This window comes from Limosilactobacillus alvi, from assembly GCF_016900115.1.
Lineage (GTDB): Bacteria > Bacillota > Bacilli > Lactobacillales > Lactobacillaceae > Limosilactobacillus > Limosilactobacillus alvi.
In genome coordinates this window covers 44,926-71,033 of record NZ_JACJJQ010000004.1, presented here as the reverse complement: position 1 = coordinate 71,033, position 26,108 = coordinate 44,926, and the positions used below count along the sequence as shown (strand labels likewise).

Annotated in this window: 16 protein-coding genes; 12 read left to right on the top strand and 4 right to left on the bottom strand. The window is 43.9% G+C overall.

Annotated elements, in window-relative coordinates:
• Positions 1–256 precede the first annotated feature (256 nt).
• From H5993_RS01555 to H5993_RS01540, 4 genes are all read left to right on the top strand, one after another.
• Positions 257–3,169 (top strand): DUF3427 domain-containing protein, encoded by a 2,913-nt coding sequence (locus H5993_RS01555; RefSeq protein WP_204775969.1) that lies wholly within the window; start codon positions 257–259, stop codon positions 3,167–3,169.
• On the top strand, positions 3,162–3,740 hold the full coding sequence (locus H5993_RS01550) for a phosphatase PAP2 family protein (protein ID WP_204775968.1): 579 nt from the start codon (positions 3,162–3,164) through the stop codon (positions 3,738–3,740). Before H5993_RS01555 ends, H5993_RS01550 begins: the two co-directional genes overlap by 8 nt.
• 45 nt (positions 3,741–3,785) lie before the next feature.
• Complete coding sequence (locus H5993_RS01545) at positions 3,786–4,298, top strand: hypothetical protein (protein WP_204775967.1); 513 nt, start codon at positions 3,786–3,788, stop codon at positions 4,296–4,298.
• Between the two features lie 110 nt (positions 4,299–4,408).
• A complete protein-coding gene (locus H5993_RS01540) occupies positions 4,409–5,665 on the top strand; it encodes a D-alanyl-D-alanine carboxypeptidase family protein (protein ID WP_180870696.1) in 1,257 nt (418 codons plus the stop codon).
• Between the two features lie 768 nt (positions 5,666–6,433).
• Here H5993_RS01540 and H5993_RS01535 read toward each other — a convergent pair.
• The 3 genes from H5993_RS01535 to H5993_RS01525 all read right to left on the bottom strand — a co-directional run bounded on the left by H5993_RS01535 (position 6,434) and on the right by H5993_RS01525 (position 8,674).
• The gene (locus H5993_RS01535; protein ID WP_180870694.1) at positions 6,434–6,760 is read right to left on the bottom strand and encodes a branched-chain amino acid transporter permease; all 327 of its coding nucleotides are present in this window, start codon (positions 6,758–6,760) and stop codon (positions 6,434–6,436) included.
• Between the two features lie 5 nt (positions 6,761–6,765).
• Positions 6,766–7,449: an AzlC family ABC transporter permease gene (locus H5993_RS01530; RefSeq protein WP_204775966.1), complete on the bottom strand. Its 684-nt coding sequence runs from the start codon at positions 7,447–7,449 to the stop codon at positions 6,766–6,768.
• Between the two features lie 352 nt (positions 7,450–7,801).
• A complete protein-coding gene (locus H5993_RS01525) occupies positions 7,802–8,674 on the bottom strand; it encodes a PPK2 family polyphosphate kinase (protein ID WP_180870690.1) in 873 nt (290 codons plus the stop codon).
• Between the two features lie 65 nt (positions 8,675–8,739).
• Between H5993_RS01525 and H5993_RS01520 the strand changes: the two genes are divergently transcribed.
• On the top strand, positions 8,740–9,342 hold the full coding sequence (locus H5993_RS01520) for a hypothetical protein (protein WP_180870688.1): 603 nt from the start codon (positions 8,740–8,742) through the stop codon (positions 9,340–9,342).
• Here H5993_RS01520 and H5993_RS01515 read toward each other — a convergent pair.
• Positions 9,319–9,465: a hypothetical protein gene (locus H5993_RS01515; protein ID WP_204775965.1), complete on the bottom strand. Its 147-nt coding sequence runs from the start codon at positions 9,463–9,465 to the stop codon at positions 9,319–9,321. The two genes, H5993_RS01520 and H5993_RS01515, sit on opposite strands and share 24 nt — an antisense overlap.
• Positions 9,466–9,630: 165 nt before the next feature.
• Here H5993_RS01515 and H5993_RS01510 point away from each other — a divergent pair, with 165 nt between their 5' ends.
• From H5993_RS01510 to H5993_RS01480, 7 genes are all read left to right on the top strand, one after another.
• Positions 9,631–10,533: a serine hydrolase gene (locus H5993_RS01510; protein WP_204775964.1), complete on the top strand. Its 903-nt coding sequence runs from the start codon at positions 9,631–9,633 to the stop codon at positions 10,531–10,533.
• A 216-nt stretch (positions 10,534–10,749) separates the two neighbouring features.
• Entirely contained in the window at positions 10,750–11,646 is an 897-nt protein-coding gene (locus H5993_RS01505) for a LysR family transcriptional regulator (protein WP_204775963.1), read from the top strand.
• 276 nt (positions 11,647–11,922) lie between these two features.
• A complete protein-coding gene (locus H5993_RS01500; protein WP_204775962.1) occupies positions 11,923–12,882 on the top strand; it encodes a 2-hydroxyacid dehydrogenase family protein in 960 nt (319 codons plus the stop codon).
• Positions 12,883–13,428: 546 nt separating this feature from the next.
• Positions 13,429–13,989 carry a KxYKxGKxW signal peptide domain-containing protein gene (locus H5993_RS01495; RefSeq protein WP_204775961.1) on the top strand — a complete coding sequence of 187 codons (561 nt, stop codon included), beginning with the start codon at positions 13,429–13,431 and terminating at the stop codon, positions 13,987–13,989.
• 478 nt (positions 13,990–14,467) lie between these two features.
• On the top strand, positions 14,468–22,579 hold the full coding sequence (locus H5993_RS01490) for a mucin-binding protein (RefSeq protein WP_204775960.1): 8,112 nt from the start codon (positions 14,468–14,470) through the stop codon (positions 22,577–22,579).
• Positions 22,580–25,564, top strand: a complete 2,985-nt coding sequence (locus H5993_RS09635) for a mucin-binding protein (RefSeq protein ID WP_338033118.1) — start codon at positions 22,580–22,582, stop codon at positions 25,562–25,564. It abuts the gene before it with no gap.
• Positions 25,565–25,702: 138 nt separating this feature from the next.
• Positions 25,703–26,101 carry an iron-sulfur cluster biosynthesis family protein gene (locus tag H5993_RS01480; RefSeq protein ID WP_204775958.1) on the top strand — a complete coding sequence of 133 codons (399 nt, stop codon included), beginning with the start codon at positions 25,703–25,705 and terminating at the stop codon, positions 26,099–26,101.
• Positions 26,102–26,108: the final 7 nt, after the last annotated feature.

The following is a 26,108-nucleotide window of genomic DNA, read 5'->3' as shown; positions in this document are numbered from 1 at the left end:
TCATTTCCTATACTCGAACTCGTAGTCCCACAACCTGAAAATCAAAATATCAAAGCAAAGATAGCGGAGGTCATTTTGTGATACGGACTCGCAGTCCCTGAGGCTATGGACGACCTTAGCTCTATCTTTAGGGTAATAAAAAAGTCCAGGATGGTAAAATTCATCCTGAACTAATCTTAGGTTGTTTGTCATCTCGTTGTTTTCAGGAAAACGGCTTTCCCTTATAATAATGAAGATATATAAAGGGAGGATTAACATGGAAGCGTGGCAAAGTGATGAGTTTCAAGCAGCGATTGTTAATGGCTTAGTTGACCAAAAATTAGGGCAGGCTAGTTTAAACTTTGGCCCGACATTGTTGGATAATCAAACGAGCCCAACTTGGGTCACCTTGCGTCATGAACTTTTAACTTGTCACCATTTTCGGTTTGCAGTGGCCTTCATTACTGATGCTATGGTTTCTAATCTGAAACCCATAATCCGGGAATTATCAGGTAAGGGAATTAAGGGCGAGATCCTGACTGCTACTTATTTAAACTTTAACCAGCCCAAGGTTTTTCAAGAATTAATGAAGTTACCGAATGTGACCGTCAAAATTGCGAGTGGGGATGGTTTTCACCAAAAGGGGTATTGGTTTGACCATGGTGATTATGCAACCCTCCTGGTCGGAAGCGCCAACTTAACGGCAAATGCGATGCTTGGACGAAACCAAGAATTAACCCTCCGACTTGATTCGCGAACGCAAGGAAGCTTTACTAATCAGTTTACCACGGCTTTTCAACACTTTTGGGAATCGGCCATCCCACTAACGGCAACTTGGTTAGCAGATTATGCGGCTCACTACCAACCACTTAGTGTCCCGAAGCCAAACTCAGTCGCCAAGCCAGTGATCCACCTCAATTCGATGCAAAAACAGGCCACAACTGAAATCGAAAAGCTTCGGCAAGCTGGTCAACCCCGGGCACTTGTGATTTCGGCAACGGGGACGGGAAAAACATACTTAGCTGCCTTTGCGGTCCAAGCAGCCCGGCCCCACCGCCTCCTTTTTGTTGCCCACCGGGAACAAATTCTCCAAAAAGCCAAGGCCAGTTTCCAGACCATTTTAGGTGGCCCAGCTAGTGATTACGGCCTTTACACGGGGCGTGAACATCAAATCGGGGCCAAATACCTCTTTGCGACTGTCCAAGCCTTGAGCCGGAACCTCGCAAATTTTGCTCCGACCGCCTTTGACTACCTAATCATTGATGAAGTTCATCACGCCGGGGCAGCAACTTACCAAACCTTAATGGATTATTTTCATCCGCAATTTTGTTTGGGGTTGACGGCGACGCCTGAGCGAACGGATGACACCAGTATCTTCGAACTCTTCAATTATCAAGTTGCCTACGAAATTCGTCTGCAAGCGGCCTTGGAAGCGGAGATGTTAGTCCCCTTCCACTACGTTGGGATTGCTGACTATCATTTTAAAGTCGCTAAGGATAATCAGCGGGTTATGAAGTACTTGGAACGTTTTAGTGACGGGGGTCATCATCAAGCGGATGTCCAGGCGGTCAAACTCTTAACGTCAGACGAACGGGTGGCTTACCTACTTGAGCAAACCGCATACTATGGTTATGCCGGGGAACAACTCCACGGCTTAATTTTTTGTGCCAGTGTACTTGAAGCGAACGAACTAGCCCAGGCGCTCAATCGCCATGGGCATCCAGCAGCAGCCCTAAGTGGGGAGGATTCAATTGCTCACCGCCAGCAATTGGTGGCCCAATTAACGGCGGGACAAGTGGAATATTTAGTGACGGTTGATATTTTTAATGAAGGAATTGATATCCCCTGTGTTAATCAGGTGGTTTTTTTGCGAAATACTAGCTCACCAATTGTCTATCAGCAACAACTCGGCCGTGGTCTGCGTAAGTTCCCAGGGAAGGATTATCTAATGGTCCTTGATTTTATTGGTAACTTTAAGCATAACTACCTCCTGCCCTTAGTCTTGACCGGGGATACAAGTGGCAATCTCGATGCTACCCGGACAACGATTAACGGCCAAACTTTAATTGGTCAGTCAACAATTAACTTTGAACCGGTGGCCAAATCGCGGGTTTTGGCGGCCTTAAACCAGGTCCATTTAACGGCTTTAAGCCGGCTGCGCCCCCAATACCGCGCTTTAAAGCAACGACTGGGCCAGATCCCATCGTTAATGGACTTTGTACGTTTTCAAGTGGCCGATCCATTGGTGATTTCAACCAGCGGGCCCGTGAAAAACTATCCCCAATTTTTGATAAAAATGGGTGAGACAATTGAACTTTCCGATTACCAGGATCGGGTCCTTACCTTTATTACGGCTGAACTTTTAAATGGCAAGCGCCGACAGGAATTATTGTTACTGCAAGCACTCCTACAAACCAACCAGGTGAGTGATCAACAATACCAAGCAATTTTAGCGAACGCTCATTGTTTACGGGATGAATTTACTTTACGTTCCGTGCGCAAAGTATTAGCCTTAACCTACTTTGCTTTGCGGGCCCGACCAACGCGGACAGATTATGGGGAGTTGCCGATTGTAACTTATCAAAATGGGAGTTATTACTGGGGAGACCAGGTAAGAAGGGAACTTCAAAAGCCGCAATTCAAAGCCTGGGTGACCGATTTAGTAGCCGTTGGTTTAGCCCTTGCCCAAGCTTACTTACCAGATCAAGCCTTTACTCCGGGTAAAAAATATACCCGGAAAGATGCGGTACGCTTGATTAATAACCCGAAGAATCTGAATGCTCAAATAGTCAGTGGTTACTACTTTACCAATGAAGCTAGTGGCCTCCATGAGGGAATCTTTTTTGTTTCCTATCATAAACGGCGCGGGATCCGCAAGGAAATTGACTACCAAAACGAATTTCTCGGTCACCAGGCGTTACGCTTTTTCCTAAACGGGAAGGATATCAGACCAGGGGCGAAGAATGTCCAACGCCTAATAAGTGGACGGGATCGCCTCCACCTCTTTGTGCAGCGATCCAACGCCACTGATCAGAAGAACTACTACTATTTAGGAACCTGTCACTACCAAACGGGAAGTTTGCAGAAGGTGACCTATGACAACCTTACCCGTTTAGCCATTAATCTGGAGTTTGATCGGCCAGTTAGTGATTATCTGTTGCAATTATTAATGGAGGATGACGATGATTAAAGATTGGTTGGATTTACTTTTAGGGGGTGGGGGGTTAATCTGCTTGATGATTTTGATTGCCAAATCACCAACCTTTGAAGTGTATGATGCACAACTTCACCAAAAGTTAGTCCGCAAAAACCAAAATTCCTTCTGGCGCTTTGTTGCTTGGATCAACCAGCCAATTTTAATGGTTGGCTGGTGTTTTTTATTAGCATTTATTCAATTAGTGACAAATGGTTGGGGGAAGTTTTGTTGGGTTTTGGCCGGGCTCGGCTTTGCTAACGTGATCGGAATTATCATTAAAAACACCCTCCGCCGGGAACGCCCTAGAGGCCACCTAGCTCATGATGATGACTTTAGCTTTCCTAGTGGCCACGTTTTGGGGACAACGGTGATGGCTTTGATGCTTTGGCAACTTTATGGCTCGACACTTTGGTTAGCATTGACGTTAGTGATTTGGTGGAGCTTAGTTGCGCTTTGTCGCTTAACCCTACGGGCGCATTATCCTAGTGATGTTTTAGGTGCAACCTTACTAGCGATTAGTTGGTTGGGGGCTTTAAACCTAATTGTGGCTTTAATCTGGGGATGATTACGATTATAATGAAAAGAAACTAAGGGATAAAAGAGGTAAATTATGGACGCACAATTAATCCAGTTTCATATCACACCCCAATTAGACGCAGAAGAAAATGCCGGCTTACAATTGGGTGAAAATAGTGGCTTTAATCTTGAGTTTGTGGCTCTCAAAAAGTATGTGGCCGAAGATATGAAGGGGGTGCCCGTCTTTCGGCGAGAATACCGCCGGAAGTTAGCCCATGTGGTAGATCAATTTAACGAGTACTTCCAATGGCATGCCGATAAGGCTTCCAAGATGAAGCACTTCCGGGATAGCTTTGGGAAAATGGAGGATCTTAGCGACTCCGTAAAGTATTTGGTCAGCCTCTTAAAAAGCGAATTCATTGTTGCGGGTGAATTAGAATTAACCGAGGTGCGATTGACAGGAGAATTTTCCGTTTATGCATCTGGTAATGATAGTGAATTAAAACAACACGCGATGGAAGTAAAGGATGCCTCAATTGCACATTTTGTAACTAAACAGCAGGCACCAACGACCTCGATTTTACAAAATGAAAAGTTTGATGATTAATTGTTGTAAACCGATTAACAAATTAATAAAACTTTGTAAAAAAGCCCCTACAAAGTGTTTAATTCTAGTACAATGTATGAGTTGTCTAAAATTGAGTTGTGGGGGTTTTTATGATTTGGAAATTCTTTAAAACAAAGTGGCAAAGCGGAATCGCCAGCTTTTGTAGCTTGATTTTGCTGTTCGGCCTAGTAGTGGCACCACTCCGGGTGCAAGCCGCCAGTAAACCAATTAATGCGAAAGCCGCGGTAATGATTGACCAAAAGACGGGGCAAGTACTGTATGCCCAAAATGCCGAAAAATTATTGCCGGTGGCTTCAGTTACGAAGATTTTAACCCTACTAGTAATCGAGGATGATATTGCTCATCATCGCTTAAGTTGGGATCAAAAAATCAAAATTGACCACCAAGTAGCTAAGCTTTCTAATGACTGGCGCTTTTCCAATGTGGAGTTAGATGAAGGCCAATCATACACCGTGAAGGCTTTGGTTGAATCAATGATGATTGTTTCCGCAGACGGGAGTGCCGAAGCGTTGGCTCTGGCATCCGCTGGGAGCACCAAAGCTTTTAATCACAAGATGCAAAAAATGGCGCAAAAAGCTGGGGTTACCGATGCCAAAATTTACAATATGATTGGACTTTCTAATGGTGAATTAGGAAAATATGGGATTAAAGGCGTCAATAAAGATGCAGAAAATCTGTTTACTGCAACCGATATGGCAAAAATTTCCGCCTATCTCTTAAATCACTATCCAGATGTAACCAATCTTACTAAGCAAAAGTTTGTTACCTTTAAGATTGCCGAAGGCCGCGAATATCAAATGGTGAACATTAATGCCATGTTGCCCCAAAACGGAGTGGCTGCCAAAAATGGCGAAATTGATGGTTTGAAGACCGGGTTAACTGATAAGGCGGGAAACTGTTTTGTAGGTTCGGGGACCTTCAGTGGCCGCCGGGTAATTACGGTCGTCTTGCATGCCAATGGGCAGTTTAATAATCAATTCACCCAAACTCAAAAGATGATTGATATCGTACAAAATCGATCGCAGCCCGTTACGGTTAACAATATTAACCAGTTGAGTAAATCTGTAAGCCACATCAAGGTGGCCCACGGAAAGAATCAACATCAAGTAAGCGTTAAGCTTAAACCAACGGTGGTTTGGGTACCAAAGACGATGGTAAACCAAAAACATTGGCCAGCTAAGATTACGCTCCGGCAAAATATAGATAGTATCGCCCACCGTAAGGTCCGGGCTCCCGTTAAGCAAGGAGAACGGTTAGGGACGGTTGATTTGCAATTAAAGGGGATGCCAACCATGAAGCTTCCAATCTATGCCACGCAGAATGTTGCTAAGCGCGGGTTGTTTTAAAAAAGAAAAAGGGAAAAGCTTCTTGACGGCCTGGTTGGGATAAGAAGGACGAAGGTTGATTCATTAGAATCGACCTTTTTCTTTTTGATTAGCTAACACCTTGTAAAACAAAATTTTCTGGGAAAACTTTTAATTCTAAGAGGATTATGGCCGCTTTTCTTAGAAATCTTAACTGGTTTTCGAAACGAGATAAAGAAAATTAATTTTGTGAAGACTAAAAATGCCGACGATTCGGCATTTGAGTAAAGGGCAAAAAGTTAGGTGATAGCCAAAAGCAGAGTTGCTCATAATTTGCTTAGAATTGGTCATCTTTAACGTAAAATTCCTCATCAAAACATTATTGGATTATTATTGGTACTTTCCCCAAAAGCCTGTTACTATAGGGGTGTAGAAAAGATGAGGGTTCGAATGAGCCTACGAATTAAATAATAAAAGGAGTGTTCAATATGATGTCAACTATGAGTAACGTAATTGCAATTTTGGGGTTAGTAGCACTGATTATTGTTTCATTCTCGCACGGGATGCGGAACCGTTTAAGCTAATTATTAGCTTAACGGCCGGATTAAGCTAAATTAGTCGGTGAAAATTTACTTTGCTGATTTTCACCGGCTTTTTCTTTGCCTTATTAAACCATCTGAAGACCGGTTTATGAAGAACGTGGTTTCAAGCAAAGCTAGCCAGGTTTCTGATCATTCGTGAGCTGGCAGGATTGGGTTGAGCTGAAAGCGAGGTTGGGAAGTAACACGCGTTGCTTCCCAACCTCGCTTTTTAAATTAGATGTAAAAGGAGAATGTAAATTCCGGTCCCAGCAATTAAAGAAATGAAGGTTTGTCGCCATTTTAAGTGGATAATCACCGTGGCCAGCCCCGCCAAAATTTCAGGGAGACCATGGTTTGCGCCTAGCCAATTGACATCTTTGAAGCAATAGACAACCAACATGGCCATAATTGCGCCAGGAAGGAATTCACCTAGTTCCTGGATAAAACGAGGTGGGGTTTGACCTTCGCGTTTAAAGAGCCAGAAGGGAAGGATGCGGGTCAAAAGATTAGCGATTGCGGCTAGGAAGATGGTGATTAAACGTTGAACTAAAGTCATCGCGATTACCGCCTTTCTTTTTGATGATTAACAATCGCAAACTCGATCACTAAGAGGACCAAGGTAGCAAGCAAAAAATAGGTTTTACCAACTACTAGTAGGCAAAGGATAGTGATGATGAGCCCACTAACCGTACTGAGGTGGCTACTTTCGCGTTTGAATTGATCAAGACAAAGAACAATAAAAAGGGCGGTCATGACAAATTCTAGACCGGCAATTTTTAGAGCAAAGGCAGTCCCGAGCAAGCTACCACTTAAAGCGCCGATGATCCAGTAACAATAATCAAATAGGGAAATTAGGGTGTAGACCCTTTGACGATCAACCCCGGTCGGAACGTGGACGGTATAGTTAACAGCAAAAGTTTCATCCGACAAGGTATAGATTTGGAAAAAATGAGCTAGTCCATGCCCTTCATAACGATTGAGCATTGAGATACTATAAAAGAACTGGCGAAACCCCACTACAAAAGTGATCATTAAAACGGTGAGGGGATTAAAATGTTGGGTTAGCATGGTAGCAATAACAAACTCAACCGAACCACCATAAATGGTGGCAGCCATTAATGGAGGATACCACCAGGCAAAATCCAAGTTATGCATGTAGAGCCCATAACCAAGGCCTAAAATTAAGTAGCCAAACATTACCGGAATCGAGGCCCGGAAGGCTACTGCAGAAGCAGAACGTGGCATAATTAGTTCTCCATAATATTAAAATTTGATTAGATAATGGTTTGATTGTAATTGTTTGAAAAATAAAAAACAAGTGGGGAGCAGAGAATTTTCTTGATGATCTAAGCAAAACGAGGCGGATTGGAAAAAGCTTTGCTAAGTCCGGGATGCTTGACCATAGTTGCCGAATGATCTGCGGAAATGAAAGAGCGGCCAAGAAGAAACAAGCGTTTCTCCCTGGCCGCTCTGCTAGGCTCATTTAATGCTCAGCAAAGAAAGCTTCGGCTAGATTAAGAAGGCAACCGCAAATCTGACTAAAGTTGGCTTTAGCGTTTGCTTGCGCTCATCATCGTCAAATTTTTGGCGGCGACTTTTATTTCTCGCTTTCTAAAATTTTCAAAGCATCAGCCATTAGCTTTTTTTGGTCAGCTTCGGTGACTGGAAATTGAAGGTTAAGTTGCCTAATTCGCTTAACCATGATTTTGGCAACGATTAACCGACTGGTCCACTTATCATCAGCTGGGATAATGTACCAAGGATTTTCCTTACTTGAAGTTGCCCGAATGGCGTCTTGATAAGCCCTTTGGTAATCGTCCCAGTAACGGCGCTCTGCAATATCAGCTTTTTCAAATTTCCAGTTTTTTTCTGGTCGTTCGATCCGGGCCAAGAACCGTTGCTTTTGTTCCTCCTTAGAAATATGTAAGAAGAACTTCAAAATTACAAACCCGTTGTGTGTGAGGTAGGATTCGTAATTGTTAATATCGTGGTACCGTTGTTCAAATAACTCAGGGGTCACATCATCCAAGGTATCGATTCCTGGTAAATTTGCATTGACAATCAATTGGGGGTGAACCTTGGAAACTAGCACGTCTTCATAGTGAGACCGGTTCAGAATTCCAATTTCCCCCCGTTCAGGTAATTGATTAGTAATTCGCCAGAGAAAATCGTGGCTTAACTCAGTCGTTGAGGGCCGCTTAAAGTTAGCTACGCGTAAGCCCCCTGGATTAACTTGGGAAAAGACGTGACTGATCAAACTGTCTTTTCCGGCTGCATCCATGGCTTGTAAAACCACAATAATTCCGTAACGGCGGTCAGCGAAGAGTTTCCGTTGTTCCTGCTTGATTTTATCCATTGTGGTTGCTAATTCATTTTTGATCCCTTGACGATCCAGACCAGGATCAAAAGTGGTGGCTGCATTTTTGATTTTAAAATCCGCACCCGTGTTTTTAAATTGTTTTAAATCCATTGCGATGGCCTCCGCTTCAAGGTTAAACTAAACCTTATGAAATAATTAAGTGAGGAGAGATTTAGATGACAATTACGTCGTACGACTGGCAAAACGAGGCAACTATGCTTATACAAGCGATGGAAAAAGTTCCTGGCGTTTGGCTCGTCGAAAAACATCATTCTAACCATAGTGAGAGCATTTACCTCACTTTTGCGGTGGAGATGATGGTAAATACGATTCGGCTGGCTTTTCATCCAGCTTGGTATGGAAAAGTGGATACGATCGTCTTTTCTCAGTTTTCAAGTCGGCAAGCTCGTATCCGGGCGATGAAGCAATGTTTGCCCCGGCCTCATCACGGTATCGAAATTACATATCAAAAAATGGTGTTATTGGCCTTTGTTGCGAAAGCCAATGTTGGTCAAGGAGAACTATTACAAATCGCTGATGAAATCCGGTGGCAAAAGGCACTTGTGCCGGTTACCGTTACTCAGACCATTCATAGGTTAATTGCTGCTGGGATCCTCTGGATTAATCCCAAAGACCAACGAATTTTATTGACCCAAATTGGTCAGGCGATCTTAGCTCATTATGATGATTTTGCGGAAACGGATTATAAAAATCCGGTCTGGGATGAGAATCCACAAATTATGACCACAGCTGAATTATTCGTCCAACTTCTTACTTGAAGAATGATGATTTTGTTGATGAGAGTGGATAAAATTATCTTCTTGGGCAAAGAAGTTTAAGTAAGCAAAAAAATTTACCCGAAAACTTGCCTTGAACTTTTGCCAAATTGTTTGCCAGTGCATCTAAATCAACTCCTTTAATTTCTATTATACCGGTTTTAGAAAAACGTGAGTAGCAATTTAATGAGAACGCTTTAAACTGCAAAAGATTAGAAATTCTAATCAATTATTCAGGTAAGCATGTGGTAAAATATTTGGCGCTGACAGTTTTCAGAAAGGAGCCCTGAAATGAGAAAAACGGCGCGTGAAACACGTCAAAGCCGTCGTCAGTCACGTCGCTTCCAACAGTGGATAACTGGTGGATTTATTGGTGTTGCCCTCCTATTGGTTAGTTTAATTTCTTATACCAGTAAAAATCCTAACCAGGCGGCAAATTACCACCCCACGAAAGCAGTCACCAATCTTTTTTCAACGATGACTTTGGGTGATCAACTTCATAAAACATGGCGCCAACAGTTTAAAGCAACTGACGCTAACGTTGCGGTTGCAGTCTATTCTGCCAAGACCGGGCAGACCTACCGGGCAACCAATGCGCCAAAACATCAATTTTATACTGCTAGTACGGTCAAAGTGGCGATTTTAGCGGGGCTCTTGCAAAAAGAAAACGGTCAATTAAGCAGTCACGAAGATGAACTCGCAACCGCGATGATTGAAAATTCAAATAATGATGCCACAAATGAGTTATTTGAAAACTACATCGGGGGAAAGAGCGGGCTACAAAAGATATTCGATCATTTTGAAATGACTCATTCAATAGCTAGCAATTACTGGGGGCTAACAGTTACCACCCCAAGTGACCAGTTACGGTTGTTGAATAATATTTATTTTCATTCCGACCAATTATCGGCTAGTGAGCAAGCCTATATCCGTAATTTGATGGCGAATGTCGAAAGCGACCAACAGTGGGGGATTTCAGCTGGGAGCAGTAGCTATGGCCTAAAGAATGGTTGGCTGTCATATGGCAAACGAAAATGGATAATTAATAGTATCGGCTATATTAATGGCCCTGGTGATAATAACTACACCATCGCCGTTTATACCGATAATAATTCAAGTATGGCAACTGGGGAACAGGTGGTTGAAAAATTAGCTAAAGCAACTCGCCAAGTGATGGATCAAGCCAATCCTTAAATAAAAGACCAGCGGATCTTGGGGATTTTTTCTGAAAGCGGAGCACGAGCCTTTTGAGGGCAAAATTAAATCAACCAATTTTGTGCAATAAATTCTATTATTTGTCCAAAAAAGCGATTATTGTCGCATAGTTATCATATTATTAGCGCTGGCGAAAAATAAACATTATACTGTGGTTAATGGAAGGACTAGCCAACGAAGATGGGGGCATAAAAGATGTTATTGCGTCAACTAGACTATTTTATTAAAGTTGTGGATAACCAAAGTTTTACTAAGGCGGCGGACGCTGCTTTTATCTCCCAATCTGCGATTTCTCAACAGATTCGGGCGTTAGAGCAAGAGCTCGGAGTCAAATTATTGAAGCGCCATAACCGGAGTTTTTCGTTAACTAGTGCAGGTAATTATTTGTATCGACATGGCCCAGCGCTATTAGCCGCGGCTGACCAACTGAAGAAGGCCACGATTAATGTTGGTAAACATGAAGTTGGCGAGCTAACGATTGGTTATCCCAAAAATTATGATGGGGTTGAATTAGGCCGGGTGGTTGGCAGTTTTAGCCAACTGTTCCCCCAAATTCAGCTTAGTATTACGGCCGAAGATCATGTAGAAATGCTAAGAAAGCTACAAAATAAAGAACTTGATATTGCCTTTGTTGGCGATCGGCACGATCTGCCGGCAGAGTTTCATCAAGAATTACTTTCAAACGCGCGTTACTATATTGAAATCAGTAGTGAAAATCAAGTTGCTAACCAAATTTCGGTAACCTTAAATGACGTTGCTAATAAGCCATGTATTGTAGTTTGTTCCAAGGGGCAGGCGGCTGAAGAGGCTCGTTTTTATCGGGAAAAGTTAGGTGTTGATGGTGAATTTAAGTTTGTCGACAGTCTTGCGGAGGCCCAGATGTTGGTAGTAGCAAATCAGGGTTACCTTTTGGTAAATGAGGTTGGTCACTGGCAGCCAACCGGATCCTTGATTAACCGGGTTGCAGTAACTGAGGCAGATGGTCACATGATGGTTCAACCGTACTGTATTTTATGGCAAGAAGAGCAAATTAGCGCTGCTGTTGATGAATTTATTCAATTACTAATGAATCTTCTGCGGAATCCGGATTAGCGACCAGAGAAACTTTCGATAGCTTGGGTTTGTGTGTAATATTTAGAGATGAAAAAGAAAGGGTGGGAAGAAACTTGTATTTCTTCCCACCCTCTTTTTTTACTAAAATTCCTTATCCACGTTAATTATGGTAAACCATCATAATTGTGATAAAAATAAGTGCCCATCTTCCCAAAGGTATTTTTTAAATAATTAATTAACAAATGTTAGCGGTTCCAATATAATAGAAGAGGATTGTTATGTTGGTTTGGATTTTAGAAAAAGGAAGCGAAGCATATGACGCAAGTATATCTGTCAGCTAAATTACCGAAACTTGCTACTGACATGCTTGAAAGGGCCGGCTTATCTTACGATGTGTATGATGGGAAAGGCTTAATTACTAAGGAAGAATTATTGGCTCATGTAAATGACATTGAAGTCTTGATTACCCCGTTGTCCACGCCGGTTGATGCGGATGTAATTGCCGCAGCGAAGAACTTGAAGCTAATTGCTAACTTTGGGGCCGGCTTTAACAATATTGATGTTAAAGCTGCGCGGCAACGCGGGATTGATGTTACCAATACGCCATTGGTTTCCTCAACTTCAACAGCGGAAGTGGCCTGTGGGTTAATGCTTGCTCTTTCCCACCGAATCGTTGAAGGGGATAAACTTAACCGGACCAAGGGTTTTGATGGTTGGGCACCGCTCTTTTTCTTAGGTCATCAATTAGCTGGTAAAACTTTAGGGATTGTTGGTTTAGGCGATATTGGAAAAAACGTTGCGCAACGGATGGCCGCTTTTGACATGAAGGTTGTTTACACGCAACGGCACCAAGCGGATCCAGCAACGGAAGCTCATTACCACGCTACTTACGTTTCTTTGGATGAACTGTTGAAGGTTAGTGATGTAGTTAGCTTACATTACCCATTGACCCCTGAAACCAAGCAAATGCTGACGGCGCCACAGTTTAAGCTGATGAAGCAAAACGCCATCTTGATTAACGCTGCTCGGGGACCAGTGATTAGTGAAACTGACCTCTTAGAAGCTTTGAATAACCAGGAAATTGCTGGGGCGGCCCTTGATGTTTACGAAGCAGAGCCAAAATTTGCGGACGAATTTAAGAGTTTAGACAACGTTATTTTGACCCCGCACATTGGGAACGCCACGGTCGAAGCCCGGAATGATATGGCCAAGATCGTTACTAGTAACGCTATTGCTAAGATTAATGGGGAAGCACCGAAGTACGTGGTTAACTAAGACTTTTTTATAAAATAAGAAAATGACACTGCACAGATCTGGTGGATCTGTGCGGTGTCATTTTTGCAATTTGAACATTACTAGTTCAATTCGGAAAATTGGAAGTGGGTCTCTTTATCAACGCCCTTAGTAAAGCGAAAGCGTGTTGTACCAAGAAAATTGAAGTTAACTGGTAGCCTTGATCATGATAAACAAGGTTGAGGTTGTGAAGATTAGTGGTGAATAGCCAAGCGGTTAATTAAATGAAAAATAAATTCTAAGCTTGATGATTGTTTGTGAAGTGATTTCGGTGATCTGAATATAAAAAATAAATAAAATCATGTAGATCGATAAGAAAATAAAAAGAACACTTTGGAAGTAATTAGTATAAAAAACTTTGAAAAAGTTGTAGAATTAATCAGTATGGTTTATCGACATTTAATTGAATCAATGAAATTACTAGCGGGCGATTATTGTTTAGCAAAAGATCCATGATAATGTGAATTATTTTTGGAGTTGATATAAAATTAAGAATTACTTATTTAGTAAATAAATGGAGAGAATAAAATGACTGAACGGAAAGAACACTATAAGCTTTATAAAGCAAAGAAGCTCTGGGTAACAGCGATGCTCGCGACTGGGATTTTTATCGGTACTTCGGTCGCAACTGATCCAGTACATGCAGCAACATCAACTGATCAATCGATAACTTCAACCAGTAGTGCAAGTGAAGGGGGTAGTGCGGCCTCAAGTGCCACCAGCACGGCCACCTCATCCGCCAATAGTTCCGCAACTTCTAGCAGTGCGAGCCAAAGTGCGGCGTCCAGTAGTGCTACGCCCGTTGCTAGTGCCAAGTCAAGCACAAGTGAAGGGGGTAGTACGGCCTCAAGTGCCACCAGTTCGGCCACCTCATCCGCCAATAGTTCCGCAACTTCTAGCAGTGTGAGCCAAAGTGCGGCGTCCAGTAGTGCCACGCCTGCTGCTAGTGCCAAGTCAAGCGCAAAAGTGAAGGGAGTAGTGCGGCCTCAAGTGCCACCAGCACGGCTAACTCATCTGCCAATAGTTCCGCAACTTCTAGCAGTGCGAGCCAAAGTGCGGCCTCTTCAGCAAGCAGTAGTGATCGGATAACGGTCAATACGAGTGACCTATTAAGTGGCAATGCTGCTCAGATAGCCACTAGTAAGAAACAAGTTGCTAGTGGTAATTGGACCTTTACTTCACCAATTAATTTTTCCAGTGAGGGGAGTACTAATGCAACTAGTGGTACATTAGACATTATCGGCGAAAAAGGTGATGTTTATACCCTAAAGATAACCGGAGATAATCTGGTAAGCCAGTTGTCACAATAGAAGGTGATACTGGGGATGCGGAGATTACGATTACTAACAATGCCACTACTAGTAACCCATTCAATGGAACGATAATTACCATTACTTTCAACGAATCCGCTCAATTAAGTGACTATTCTGTAAACTTAACCTACCTTTTTCAATCGGGATCGAATACACCGAATCAAAGTGGTTTTTATTATGGTAAGCAAGACTTAACTCTGAGCTTATCAGGAGTAGATGCCGATGGTAATTCACTTGGTGAAATCACCCAGACCGTGACGGTTGACAATACAATCCATCCTACAGTTGAGGTTAAACGGGTAACGGCTTCGTCAAAAACTTCAATTGTTAATAATGTTGACTATGAATATCAAGCCCAAATTAAAGGCTTACCGGGAAGCAATGATAGTCGTTTCCTCTCCCTTGCGGGGACAAACCCAATTACGGTCGATATTCCAATGCCAGCTGGCTTTGTCTTAAATGATTCGCTGACGAAGGCTAAAATGGATAGCCTTTGGGGGAGTGGTAATTACTCCTATACAACTGATGGGCAGACGATTAAAGTTACCTTTAATAATCCATCGACTACCTTTGTCACTAAATACTTTACGAGGAATCCATTAGCTTTTGACTTTGTGGGACATTATGTCGGTCAAACCGGGACGGTTACGGCTAGTGCAAATACTTCCTTCAATGCGAAATTTGGTTCAAATCAAGAAAGCTACAGTACGGCTACTAGTCAACCTGTAAGTGAAACGTTTGCGACGAGCGAAAAGGCTCAAGCTGGTGATTTAGTGATCTCTGGAGGGTATGTTGACAACGGGACGACTGAACATACAATCCAACTACACAACGATAAACATAAAACGCTGGGATCGTTTGGAATTAATAATCAAGGGGTAGCGGAAGTCGATAATCCAACTTTTACGATTACGATTCCGAGTCAGTTTGACGTACCTGCCAATACTTTAATTGTAAGTCGGGAAACTTTCGGCGATGACGCAAAGCTCCCAGATAACCTGAAGTACACCATTACTTACGCGGATGGTTCTGAAGCAACCTATGACTACGCAACGACACCGATTAGTAGTTTGCCGGCTAAAAATATCAGTAAGATTATCTTTACGCTACCAACGTTAAATCCAGGTGAAACTTATAAGTTTAGTTTGCCGGGTCAAGTTAATAGTACCGCTAAGGCTGGGGATGAAACTTCAATTAGCGGTGAAATTAAAACGATGGATGGTGGTGAAGGTAGTTTATCTCTAGCTCAACAGATTATTGACACTACCCCAACGACTAAAGAAGGGGTTTATGCTTATTCGTATCAGTCCATTAATGAATTTAGAATTGGTCAATATACAAATCGTGGAGCCCAAGCCGATATTACGGATCCAGTGATTTACTATGTTTTGCCAAAGGGATTCTTCTATAAAAATTATCAAGCAAAATGGACGGATGGTGACGCAAACTATACCCCAAAAATTACAACGTCAATGGTAAATGGGCAACAAGTTGTTAAATTAGACTTTACCGGAACTGGTTTTATTCTTAACCCAAAGTGGGGTGCTAATACTGCGATTGTGGCCTCAGCTGGTCAAGATACACCTGCCGGGACTTATACGGTTAAAGGATATATTTATAGTCCAGGAGTCCAATTTGATGGGATGACAGTAGCTACTAGTGATAATCAATACCTTGGGCAAGATAGTGCCACCCAACTTGATAGTCACTGGGGTTACGAAGGAGCTCGTACGTGGACAATTACGTCTTTAAGTATGATTAAGCCAAGTGCCGGGGTAGTTGAAAATGGTTTTGTGGTCGCTGATGATACCTTAAATGACCATGGCGATGGAACGGCTACCTTGGGGATGAACATTACTAATGATCAAAAAGTAGGTGCTATGGGTAGCTTTGTATATAAGGGCAAAATCCCTGATGGCATTATCATGACTGGTGCAGTAACCGGCTTGCCAAATGGTGTAACGGTGAAATATACTTTGCAGGACCCTGATTTGGCAAGTAATGAGACTGATAATTACGTAGATGCTAGTCAAATCACGGATTGGTCAAAAGTGAAGGGCTTGGCCTTATTCGGGACTGGTTTACCAGCTGGGCAAAATATGGGGTTAGTATCGATCCCGGTAAAGGTGGTTGATGTTCAAAACCAAGCGAATAAGACCTTTACTTTTAATGCTCGGTATTTCGATACCAATAACAGTACCACTGGTATTTCCGGAAAGGGGACTTTGAAAGTTGCCGGGCAAAGTACCCTAAAAACTCAGGTTCAATATACAGATGCCAATGGTAAGGTTCAGACAATCGCTTTAACTGGGACCAAAACTTACAACGACGGGGTCGATACTCCGAGTGAGAGAGACTTTCCAGTTGATTTAGCTAGCCTAAACGAGAGCGACCGGGCAACGTTACAAAAACTGTTGGATCAAAATTATACGATGCCAGAGTCAGTTTCGATGGGTAAGGTAAGTACCGATAGTCCGATGAGTGTTAGTGAGGATGGTCTTACTGTAACTTACGTTCTTGGCCACAAGACGGAAACGCAGACTGAAACAATTACGCGGACGACCCATTATCAAAAAGCTGATGGAACTAAGCTTGCAGATGATACGACCAGTACCATTAATATAGTAAAGAAGACTGATAAGGTTACTGGAAAGGCAACTTATACGGCAACTGATAGTAGTGATTCAACTAAGACCTATGATGTTACTGTGAATGATGATGGAACCATTTCTCTCACAATTCCTGGTGTAACCAGTGTTCCAGACGTTACGGGATATATGGCTAATTCTGATGATGTTACGAAGGCTAAAGCAGCGACTACTGAAAAGATCACCTTCACAGCAGATGGAAGTGAGTCGATTGAGGGTACTGTTACCTATAGTCCAAAGACCGAAAACGCTAACATTAATTTTGTGGATGTGACAAATAATTACACTACTTTAGAAACCGTTACTAGCCATGGGGACTTTGGTAGTGAAATTAACTTTATGTCCGCTAATGGTGATTCGGTTGATGCCATCGTAAAGTACTATGAGGGCTTAGGCTATGTACTTTCCAAGTATGAGAAGCAACCGTATAAAAACGGGGTTACTTACCAAGATAGTGATAGTAGTAATACTTTTTATCTGTACCTGGAACACGGAACTTATCAGGCAACTGACTATGTTACTAGGGATTGGTACTTTAAGAAGACCGATGAGAGTACTTTTGCAGACTTGCAATATACCTCATATGGTGTGACTGCCACAATTGATAAGGTAACAGGAAAAGTCATATCTACTGATAATACTGATATTGTGACAATTGATTCTGATGGGGTAGCAACGCTGCATTTCCCTGGAATCTCAGCAGATAAAATCCCGACAGAGACAGGGTATCACTGGAACGCTAAGTCTGCGGATGAAGTAGCTAATGCTGAAGAGAGCGTTCCAGTAAAATTGCACTTCAATAGTGACGGATCAACTCATATTGAATCTAATATCCAAAATACGATTTACTATGCTTTGGACCCAGAAGAAATCAAGATCCAAGTCTTTGATGAAACTATTGATCCAAACGATCAAAGTCCGTTAGATACTAGTGCAACTAAGCAGAAGACTGACTTTATGGGGAGCTACGATCAAGATGTGCCAACAACGGTTAATGATAGCGTTCAAAACTTGATTAAGTACTATCAAAGTCTTGGTTATAAGCTACAAGTTGATAGTTCCGGAAAGGAAATTCAACCAATCGTACCAACTAAGTACGATACTACAATTAATACCGGAACTACGGATAGTACTCCGCAGATTATCACCATCCGGTTAATCCATGATACTGAAACCCAAACCCAGACGATAACCCGGACGATTAATTACCAAACGACCGAAGCAGATGGGACGCATAATTCAGTTAGTGATCCTTATACTAATACGGTGACGGTTAATGCTGTTATTGATAAGGTTACGGGGGATGTTTTGAGTTATACTGCTAAGGACGCTCAAGGAAATACCGTTTCAGTAACGAAGGGTAAAAATAACACTTACTCCCTTGATGTTGCCGGGAATACTACCGTTCCAAGTAAAGCTGGTTACACTGCTAATAGTGATCAAGTGGCGACTGCTCAAAAAGCAGAGACCGTCACTAACCAAACTTTTAGTACAACTTCAGTAAGTTTAAGTGAAACGGTAAATTACACGCCTAATGATCAAAAGCTCCAAATCCGAGTCTTCGATGACACGGTAGATGCAACTAAGAACATCGGGGCAGGAGATTCCGGACAAAAAGTTGACTACACTGGAAAGACAAATACCAGTTTTGATGAATCTACCTCGGTTAGTGCGCTCGAAAAGTACTATGAAGGCAAAGGATATATTCTTGATCCGAAGTACCCAAAGCCTACGACAACGGGGACGTACAATACCGATGACAATGATGTCCAATACATTGATATTCATTTAATTCACAATACTCACCAACAAAGTCAAACTGTTACCCGGACGATTAACTATGTCACAAAGACTAAGGATGCCGATGGCAACCCAATTCAAGTAGAAAAACCAACCACAGTAACAGTTACGGTCACAGCAACGATCGATGACGTAACAAAGGATGCAAGTGATTACACCGCTATGGACAGTAATGGCAAGAGTTATACGGTCACTAGGATTTCAACCGTTACTAACGGTGGTAGCAACCAGTACACGGTTACGCTTCCGGGTCAAACGACCTTACCAAAGAAGGCAGGTTACACGGCTGACCCAGCAAGTGCTGCGACTGCTAAAGGTGATCAAACTTACACCGTAACTTTAGATAAGGTGACGAGTGAGCACCCTGAAACGGTGACCTACACGCCTAACAAACAAGATTTAACCATTGTGGTTCACGACGATACCACGAATACGGACGTCGATGTTTCTGATTACGGAGACGAAACTAGCTTCTCTGGGGTCTCCGATGAAAACGTATCAACGGACGTTGCTATCAACCGGGATAAGCTTATCCAACAATTGAAGGACAAGGGTTACGACGTCATTGATAAAGGGACCATTCCAGAAAACTATGACCATGATGATAGTAAAGGTCAAACGGTAACGATTGTGGTTACCCACAAGAAGGTCACGGTTACGCCAAACGATCCAAAGACAACTGCTGATACGATTGATGGGACGAACCAAAAGTACCCAGCTGGGGTAACAGAAACTGACTTGAACCACACGGTGACGCGGACGATTAAGGTCACGAATCCGGATGGGGCAACTACGACGACTGAACAAGAAGTGAAGTTTACCCGGACAGCTACGGTTGATGCTGTGACGGGAAAAGTCACGTATACTCCATGGGTGGTAAAGGGAACTAATACGACTCACGGAACTTGGCCAAACTACACCGGGCCAACCCATGCTGGTTACACGCCGGTTATTGATGGTAAAGTAGCTGATAGTGCAACGATTAGTGCCAATGATCAAGTCAGTGAAAGTGATTCGAATCAAACTATTAACATCACTTACCAAGCTGACTCACAAAAGCTCCAAATCCGGGTCTTTGATGACACAACTGATCCAGATAGTAAGACCGACCTTGGTGCCGGTCAGTCTGGTGATCAGACTAACTTCTCAGGAAAGACGGATGAAACTGTTCCTGATGATGTTAAGGCAAATGTTGATGCTTTAATTAAATACTATAAAGGTAAGGGTTACGTCCTAGTTTCAACCGGGGATATCCCGAAGAACTACGATAAAACAGATAACACAGGTGATGCGGATAGAGGGGTTCAATATGTTGATATTCACTTGAAGCATGGAACTAAGACGATCACTGTTACCCCAACTGATACCATCTATACAGATCCAACGAATAAGCAACAATACCAGCTTACCTACGATGCAAAACGGACGATTACCTACCAAGGCGCTGGAGATCAAACACCGGCAGAAAAGTCTGAAACAGTTTCAGGGGCCTTTACGCGCCAATTGACAGTTGATGCTGTAACGGGCAAAGTTCAGAATGTTGGTCCATGGACTGGAAGTCATGACTTTGCTAGCGTACCGGTAACACCGGTAACTGGCTACGTGGCTGATAAAGCAACTGTCCCAGCGATCACAGCAAGCGCTGATGCTGATAATCTAGATGAAAATGGGAACCCAAAGGCGGTTAGCCAAACGGTGACCTACACTGCTGTCGGCCGGATTATTCCGGTTGACGCTAATGGTAAGCATCTTGTGGATCCACAAAACTACAAGAATGATTCGGCTGATCCAACTAAGGTTGCCAAAAACGAAACTTTACCAACGATTCCGGGTTACCACGTAGTCAGTGGGGATGGAGTCACAACGAGTGGAACTGGTAATAATACGACCGGAATCATTACGCCAACGAATGCCACAACCGATACGGAGGTTATCTACGCACCAAATGCGGAGACGATTACGGTAAGGTATGTCGACGCTGATGCTAAGGATCCAAGTAAAGCTACGTTGAAGACGGATACCTTGAGTGGTAATTTTGGAACAGATATTAACTACTCTACTAAGGATGAAATAGCTAAACTTTTCAACGAAGGCTACGTCCTTAGGCAAGATAGCGATGACGAATTCACCTCTGCTAACCAAACACAATACACCGTAGAAAACGATGGGAAGACTTACATCGTTACCTTGCACCACGGAACGGAAAAGGTAACAACGAACCAGCAGGTTGATGGCAAGACTAAGATCAATGAAAACGATGATCGGGATGACGCCCCAGTTTGGACGGATGAGAACGGTATTGTTAGCGCTGATTTCACGCGGACAATTAACTATGTAGCTAGTGATGGGACGAGCCTAGGTCTAAGTACTCAAACTCAAAATGCTCACTGGACCCGAGAATTGACGGCCGACAAGGTCACTGGCGAAGTCGTTAACAATACTGATTGGACGACAACTAACACTTATCCGGCAGTTACTAGTCCAACGGTAGCGGGTTACACTCCAGATACTGCTACGGTAGCTGAAGTAACGCGTCCGGAGCAGCAGAATACAATAGTAACGGTTACCTACACTCCGGATAAGCAAACTATTCAAGTCCAATACGTGGATGATGACGATAATGGCAAGATAGTTACCACAACTGACCTAAATGGGGTAACCAACCAAACCGTTACACCTGAATACAATATTCCGGCTAATTATGAATATGTCAGTGGGAAGGAAGCTAGTTACACCTTTAAGGCTAGCGGTAACCAACCAATCGTGGTTCACTTGAAGCACCAGCATAAGACTGGTACGGAAACGAAGACAATCACCCGGACGGTCAACATTACTGATCCGAAGACAGGGAAGACAACTACGACGAGTCAGCAGGTTAACTTAACCCGGTCAACGGATACGGACTTGGTAACCAACAAGACGACTAATGGCGAATGGAATACGGGTACTTGGGATGAAGTTTCAGTACCAAAAGTACCAGGCTACACGCCAAGTCAAGCTAGCGTTGATGAAGCAACGGTTAAGGATAGCGATACGGATCAAACCGTTGATATCACCTACACGCCAAATGACCAAACTGGGAAGATTAGCTACGTTGATCCAGACGGCAGCGAAATTGGTAATACGCCATTAAACGGGAAGACGGATAGTACCGTGAATGTGACGCCACAAATCCCAGCCGGTTGGGTCGAAGTGCTAGGACAAACGATTCCAACAACGACCACGGCCACTGCCGATGGAATTCCAACGGTTACGGTAAAGGTTCAACACGGTCAAGTTACAGTCCAACCAGATGATCCCAAGACGCCAAGCGACAAGTTACCAGATAACCCAGGGAAGAACTTCCCAAGTGGAGTTAGTGAAAGTGACTTGAATAAGACGATTACCCGGACGATTAACGTCACGAAACCGGATGGTACAAAGACGACTAAGACACAAACGGTCCACTTAACCCGAACGGCGACGGTCGATGAAGTAACTGGTAAAGTAACTTACAGTAACTGGACAACCGGAACATGGAATGCATATACGCCAGCTAACATACCTGGCTACACGCCAAGTCAAGCTAGCGTTGGTGAGGCAACGGTTACGGGTAGCGATACGGATCAAACCGTTGATATCACCTACACGGCTAACTCGCAAAAGGCTACGATTAACTATGTTGATGATGACGATCACGGTAAAATTGTCCATACGACACCATTAAGTGGGAAGACCGATCAGACGGTCCCAGTTACAAACGAAATTCCAGCTGGTTACCAATTAGCTGACGGAAGTACCGTTCCTGATAGCCATACCTTTACACCGGGTGGGCCGGACACAATCACCGTACACTTAGTTCACAAGCACGATCAAGGGAGTGAAACCCACCAAGCAACACGGACAATCACGGTTACAACACCGGACGGCAAGAGCTAAATAATTACCCAAACCGGGACGATTAAGCGGTCAACTGATACCGATGAAGTTACTAAGACGACGAAGTATGGTGATTGGAGTGTGGCAAACTGGTCAAAGTATGACGCCCCGGTTATTCCAGGTTACACGGCTAGTGTTAAGACGGTTGATGCAGGATCAATTACTCCTGATACTAAGGACAGCCAAGTTACGATTACCTACACGGCTAACCCGCAATCGACCACGATCCAATATGTCGACGACGATAATGGTGGCCAACAAGTGGGTGAGCTAACCACCTTACGCGGGAAGACGGACCAAACCGTTACGCCAGAATACAATATTCCGGCTAACTATGAATATGTCAGCGGGAAGGAAGCTAGTTACACCTTTAAGGCTAGTGGTAATCAACCAATCGTGGTTCACTTGAAGCACCATCACACGACGACACCGGACCAAAAGACGGTTACCCGGACGATTACGGTCACGACGCCAGATGGTAAGCAGACAACCACGACCCAAACGGCCACGAGTACGCGAACGATTGATACCGATGAAGTTACCGGTAAGCAAACCCCAGGCGCATGGCAACCAGCAACCTGGGACAAATTTACCACCCCAACGATTGATGGCTACGTGCCAACGGTCAGTCAAGTAGCGGCCAAGACGGTCACGGGCGATACGCCAGATGAACAGATCAACATCACTTACAGCGCTAACCCCCAAACCGCCACGGTAACCTACGTCGACGATGAAACCGGTAAGACCGTCCACGTGACGAACCTCCATGGGGACACGGCTACAACGGTTTCGGTGCCAAACGAAGTGCCAGCTGGTTATGATTTGGTTGGTACCTTCCCAAGTAACTACACCTTTACCAGTGCTAGTCAACAAGGGTTAACCATTCACTTGACCCACCACAAGAGTACGGTACCAGAGACGAAGACGGTTACTCGGACCATCAAGTTACAAAATCCGGATGGGACGACCACCACGATCACTCAAAAGGCTACGATTAGTCGTCAAGTTACGACCGATGCGGTTAATGGCAACCAAACCTTCACGCCGTGGACGACAGCGCTCTGGGCGAAGTTTGAAGTGCCAACCTTCAAGGGTTACACGCCAAGTCAGCTTACGGTTGCGCCGGTCACGGTCGATGGCAATAGCCAAGATGAAACGGTGACGATCACGTATGCTACCGATCCGGCCGCAATTGTTTACTTCTTAGATGAAGATCAATTGGATGCCAAGGGGCAACCAAGCCAAGTAGCTACGAGTGGTTACTTGAGTGGGAACTTCAATGGACCGATTACCGATCCAAACTATGCCCAGACCTTAGCAGACTTGCAAGCGAAGGGCTACTTGCTTGACGATCAAAAGTCAACTTACCCAACCCAGGATAAGTTTGATACCGATCCGAAGACGATTCAGACCTTCTACGTTTACCTCAAGCACCAGACCGTGGCGACCTCGGAAAAGAAGACGGTTACCCGGACGATCAAGGTTAATAACCCAGACGGTACGACCAAGACGATTACGCAAGCCGTGACGATTGGCCGCCAAATCACAACCGATAAGGTCACGGGTAAGCAAACGGCTAGTGGCTGGAGTTCCGCAAACTGGACTGAATTTAAGGTACCAACAATTTCTGGTTACACGCCAAGTCAAACTACGGTGCCAGCAGTGACTGTTGACGGGTCGACAACTGACCAAACGGTAACGATCAATTACACGGCTAACCCCCAAACGGTCACGGTTAAGTACGTTGATGACACCACTGGAGCCACAGTTAAGACCACGTCAGTTCAAGGCGTCGCCGGTCAAACGGTTACAATCCCGGACGATGTGCCAAGTGGTTATCAAGTTGTCGGGCAACTACCAGGGAAGTACACCTTAACGTCCGATGATGGGCAGACGATTACCGTCCACTTAACTCACCAAATGACCACGGTACCAGAGGAAAAGACGGTTACCCGGACGATTACGATCATAAAGCCGGATGGTACCAGTCAAACGGTTACCCAAACGGCGACGATCACACGGCGAGTAACGACCGACCACGTTACCGGGGGACAAACCTTCACGCCGTGGAGCACGGCTGAGTGGCCAGTGTTTAATTTGACCAACTTAGCGGTAATTCCAGGCTATACACCGATGGTGGTTAAGGGTTCAACCGCGCACGTAATGGTCGATGGCGCAACCGAAGATACCCAAACTCAGATTGTCTATGTTGGTCAAACCCAAAGTACAACTATTCAATACGTGGATGATGAAACGGGGAAGGTCGTTCAAACTACCAACTTGTCAGGCAAAACTGGTGAAACGGTTACCCCAAGTTACCAAACGCCAAGTGGTTATGATCTCGTTGACCCAAGCCAAGCGGTCACAAGCTACACCTTTAAGGCCAGCGGTAATCAACCAATCATTATTCATTTAAAGCACCACAAGAGTACTATGCCAGAAACCAAGACAGTTACCCGGACGATCACGGTGATTAACCCAGATGGAACGACCAAGACGGTTACCCAAACGGCGACGATTACTCGTCAAGTCACAACGGATCAAGTCACCGGGGAGCAAACTGCAACTGACTGGACAACGGCTAAATGGCCAGCCTTCAATGTTCCAACACTGGAGGGTTACACCGCAAAAGTCGATGGGGCGGTTGAAGCTGTGACGGTGGATGCGACAACAGCTGATCAAGTGGTGACGATCACTTACATCAAGCAAGCCACACCAAACAAGCCGGATCAGCCAACGGTTAATCCGACACCAAGTCAGCCAACGAGTGGCGCACCAGTTAAGCCAAACAGCAGTGGTCAATCAGCACAAGGTGCTTTAAGGCCAACTGCGGCTACTAATAATGATCCAGCAGCAACTACTAAAATGGCCCGGTTACCACAAACGGGGAATGATAATTCAATGGCTATGCTGAGCCTTGGATTTGCATCCTTAGTAGCAACCCTTGGGTTAGTAATTGCGAAGAAACGCGAAGATCAGAAATAGTTTTTACGCTTAAAAATAAAAATCAGGGTTAAGTAGAAGGGAATGCTTCAGCTTGGCCCTGATTTTTTTGAGCAAATATTTTGTTACTTTTAGTAAGCAAAAAGTATAATCAAGATAGTAAAAGAAGGGAGCGATTAGATGAAATTAACAGTTACGCCAGCTGCGCAAAAGCGGTTAGCTAAGTATCTTGATGCTGGTAGTCTCAAGCGCTTAATCTTAGATTTTGACGATGGGGTTGGTCCTTTTTCTGATATTGGTGACTGTTCCCTCGGTGTTAACTTCAAGCTGATTTTGTTAGATGCCGACAAGGAGTTGCCAAAGGATTTTGATGCCCACTTTGCTTCCAATTTGGGGGATGTGTACTATAAGGGTTACACTAAGTCCCAATACGCCGAACACATGAAACTAGATTTTGAGCCTAACTACTTTACGATGCCCCTCAAGTCCGATTTTGAAACGTTATGTGACAATGTTGAAGTCGTTGACCTAACTACCCGCGAGCTCACGCATGCCCCCGCTGGGACGCATGACTGTTAGGTGAATG